A 3,549-nucleotide genomic window follows, 5' to 3' on the forward strand; every position below is an offset into this window, starting at 1 on the left:
AGGTACGGCAGCGCCTGGGACTCGAAGCGCGACAGCACCAGCGCGTTCGCGGACGTCTTGAGCTGCGTCACCCCGGCGATGAGCGCGAACTGGAAGGCACCCGCCGGCAGGACGCGGCGGTTCCAGGATGAGGTTTCGGAAGAGGCCACGGGCGCGGGAATGCGGACAGGATAGCGTGGAGCCCGCTAATCACGAATAACACTCTTCGCGCCCCGGCCGCACCTGCCCTCCGGCCCGGGAAGGCCGCCCGCCTGCCCGGCGACAGAACGCAGGCCGCGTGGCGTACACTCCGGCGCCGTGACGCCCACCCCCGACACCCTGCTCGACGGCACCCACACGGTCCTGACCCCGGAGTACGTGGAGTTCCGCTTCACGCTGGCGGGGGTGTACTCGCGCTTCCTGGCGTGGCTCCTGGACGCGCTCATCGTCGGCTTCGCCACGATGGCGGTGCTGGTGGTGTTCCAGGTGGCCATGGCCGCGTTCCCGGGCTTCGCCAGCGCGCTGGGCATCGTCGTCTACTTCCTGGTGGACTGGGGCTACGGCATCACGCTGGAGACCGTGTGGGCCGGCCAGACGGTGGGCAAGCGCGTGATGTCACTCCGGGTCATCCAGGAGAGCGGCGTGCGCATCGGCTTCTACCACGCGGCCCTGCGCAACCTGGCGCGCGTGGTGGACCGGCTGCCCCTGCTCTACCTCGTGGGCGGCTCGGTGGCGCTCGTGTCGCGCTCGCACCAGCGGCTGGGGGACCTGCTCGCGGGCACCATCGTCGTGCGCGAGCGGCGCCTGAAGGTGCCCTCCGCCATCGAAACCCGCGGCGAGGAGGGCCTGCTGGCGGATCCGCTGTTCGTCTCACGCGTGAAGCGGCTGTCCACGGAGGAGCGGGAGCTGGTGCTGTCCGCCGCCCTGCGCCGCGAGGAGCTGCGGCTGGAGGCCCGGCTCACCCTCTTCTCCGCGCTGGGCGCCCGGCTCCAGGACTCGCTCGCCATGGAGAAGCCCGCCCACCTCTCGGATGAGAAGTGGACGCTGCTCGTCGCCGCCGCCCTGCTGCCCGCCCCGGGACAACGCCCGGGGCGCTCCAGCAACGGCCCTAGAAGTACGTCGCGAAGCCCACCGAGCCCGTCAGCGACGTCTGCGTATCCTCGTTGAGCGCCAGGTAGAAGTTGTACTGCGCGCGCACGCCCAGGCTCACCGAGTCACTGAGGAAGAAGTCCACGCCCGCGTTGGGCCCGATGCCCACGAAGTTGCTGACGGTCTCCTTGAAGACGATGAGGTAGCTCACGTCCGTGCCGATATACGGGCGGATGGTCTCCTCCAGGAGCAGGTAGCGGATGCCCAGCGACGGCGCCAGGCCCACCACGCGCTTCTCCGGCCTGGAGAACGTGTCCGTGGGGAACATCAGCTTCGACAGCGAGACGACCTCGAAGCCGTTCTCGATGTAGAGGCTGCCCTCCAGGCCGATGAAGGGCGTCCCCGCGAGTCCCGCGGTGCGCTTGAAGTCCATGTAGCCCAGCGACAGTCCCAGACTCCGGTTGGCGAACTGGGCATGAGCCGGGGCCGCGCCGAGCAGGGCAGCGAGCAAGCCGAAAGCACAAAGGTAGGTGCGCATGGCGCGGCACTCTACAGCCGGCCTAACCCCTGGAAAACAGCGCTGATTCAGCGGCAGCCCGGCGTTGCCTCGGGGGGTGGCGCTCTCCTACACTCGGCCGGCCATGCGTCTTCGCCTTTTCGTCACGCTGACCGCCGCCGCCTCCCTCACCACCACCGCCTGCCTCAGCACGCCGCCCCCGCATGAACGGGCGCTCATCAACAATGAGCTGTGCGCGCAGGAGATGGCCAACGGGGACCTGCAGAAGGCGGAGACCTACTGCAACCTGGGCCTGGAGTTCTCCCCCCAGTACGCGGACCTCTGGGCCAACAAGGGCCTCATCGCCATGTACTCGGGCAACAAGGGCAAGGCGAAGGAGTTCTTCATCAAGGCCCTGCGCTTCAACCAGGAGCACCTGCAGGCCTACCAGAACCTGGGCGTGCTCTACCTGGAGGAAGGCGCCTACGGAAAGGCCCACGACAACTTCAAGCGCGCCCTGCAGGTGAACCCGGACAATCTGGAGTCGCGCTACGACCTGGGCCTCACCTACATGAAGATGGGCAAGAAGAAGGAGGCCAAGAAGGAGTTCGACACGCTGCTCGCGGTCAACCCCAACGTGGCCAACGCCCACCACAACCTCGGCATCATGGCCTACGAGGACAAGGACCTGGAGGGCGCCTTCGAGCACATCTCCCAGGCCGCCCAGCTCACCCCGGACTCCGCGGAGGTGTGGCACGACCTGGGCACGGTGCTGATGGAGCAGAGCCGCTTCGCGGAGGCCCGCGAGGCCTTTGGCAACTGCGCGCGCCTGGATGAGAAGAACTCCAGCTGCCTCAACAACCTGGCCGTGGCCCAGCGCAAGGTGGCCCTCACCGACTCCGCCCTCAAGGAGCTCAAGGACACCCAGACGGCGGAGAACAGCGCCCCGGCCATGTACCTGCTCGCGCGCCAGTACCGGGAGAAGGGCCTGCTCACGGAGGAGGAGAACGCCTACCGCAAGTGCGTGAAGCTGGACGCCAAGTTCGCGCCCTGCCACTTCGGCCTCTTCCAGATCTTCTCCGCGGCCCAGAAGAAGAACCACGCGGAGACGGCCTGCAAGAACTTCATGAAGTTTGGCACGTCCGAGGAATTCCCCACCGAGTACACGACGTGTGAGAGATTCCTCGCCAACGACTCGTTCTAGCCGTCCCTTCGGGTAGCGACACACGCGATGAGCGTCCGTCTGACCGTCACACAGCGCAGCGAGGCCGGAGGCGCCTCGGGCAAAGAGGTCGTCCTCGACGACTCCGTCATCACCCTGGGGCGGGACAAGACCTGCCAGGTGGTGCTCCCGCAGCAGGCGGTGTCGCGCAACCATGCGCGCATCATCCAGGAGGGCACCCTCTACTTCCTGGAGGACCTGGGCAGCGCCTACGGCACGAAGATCAACGGCAAGGCGCTCCCCAAGGGAGAGAAGGAGCTGCTGCGCAACGGCGACGTCATCGCCATCGCGCAGTACGACGTCCGCTTCGACAAGGTCGTGGAGATCGCCCCGGACGTCAGCGACAAGACGTCCTTCCTCGCGCGCGGCATCCTGAAGGACGCGATGCGCGGCCTCGCCGGCGGCGAGGAGCGCTTCCTGCGCTACATGAACGGCCCGCGCGAGGGCCAGCGCATTGAAATCTCCGAGGCCCAGGAGCACGTCTTCGGCCGCGACGAGAAGGAAGCCGACGTCATCCTCAAGGACGACCTCGTCTCCCGCAAGCACGCCAAGGTGCGCCGCGACTGGTCCGGCACGCACGTGGAGGACCTGGGCAGCCGCAACGGCATCAAGGTCAACAAGAAGCGGGTGAACCGCAAGGCGCTCAAGGACGGCGACGAGCTGGAGATTGGCGCCACCCGCTTCGTCTACGTGGACCCCGCCGAGCCGCCCGACGAGCCGGCCGTGAGCCTCTCCTCGGAGAGCTCCGCCGTGGCCCCCGCGC

4 protein-coding genes are annotated in these 3,549 nt (G+C 67.7%); 3 read left to right on the forward strand and 1 reads right to left on the reverse strand.

Annotated elements, in window-relative coordinates:
• Positions 1 to 297 precede the first annotated feature (297 nt).
• Positions 298 to 1,146, forward strand: a complete 849-nt coding sequence (locus D7X55_RS37470; RefSeq protein WP_120553146.1) for an RDD family protein — start codon at positions 298 to 300, stop codon at positions 1,144 to 1,146.
• Here the strand turns inward: D7X55_RS37470 and D7X55_RS37475 are convergent.
• Positions 1,088 to 1,606, reverse strand: a complete 519-nt coding sequence (locus tag D7X55_RS37475; RefSeq protein WP_120553147.1) for a hypothetical protein — start codon at positions 1,604 to 1,606, stop codon at positions 1,088 to 1,090. The genes D7X55_RS37470 and D7X55_RS37475 overlap by 59 nt on opposite strands.
• A gap of 103 nt (positions 1,607 to 1,709) precedes the next feature.
• Here D7X55_RS37475 and D7X55_RS37480 point away from each other — a divergent pair, with 103 nt between their 5' ends.
• Both D7X55_RS37480 and D7X55_RS37485 read left to right on the forward strand, forming a co-directional pair.
• Entirely contained in the window at positions 1,710 to 2,768 is a 1,059-nt protein-coding gene (locus D7X55_RS37480) for a lipopolysaccharide assembly protein LapB (RefSeq protein ID WP_199747318.1), read from the forward strand.
• A 27-nt stretch (positions 2,769 to 2,795) separates the two neighbouring features.
• On the forward strand, positions 2,796 to 3,549 hold a 754-nt coding region (locus tag D7X55_RS37485), incomplete at its 3' end, for an FHA domain-containing protein (protein ID WP_147470374.1).

This window comes from Corallococcus sp. AB049A (genome assembly GCF_003668885.1).
Lineage (GTDB): Bacteria > Myxococcota > Myxococcia > Myxococcales > Myxococcaceae > Corallococcus > Corallococcus interemptor.

Coding starts and splice junctions, on each gene's coding strand:
- D7X55_RS37475 (WP_120553147.1), bottom strand. CDS start 1,606: ATGCGCACCTACCTTTGTGCTTTCGGCTTGCTCGCTGCCCTGCTCGGC.
- D7X55_RS37480 (WP_199747318.1), top strand. CDS start 1,710: ATGCGTCTTCGCCTTTTCGTCACGCTGACCGCCGCCGCCTCCCTCACC.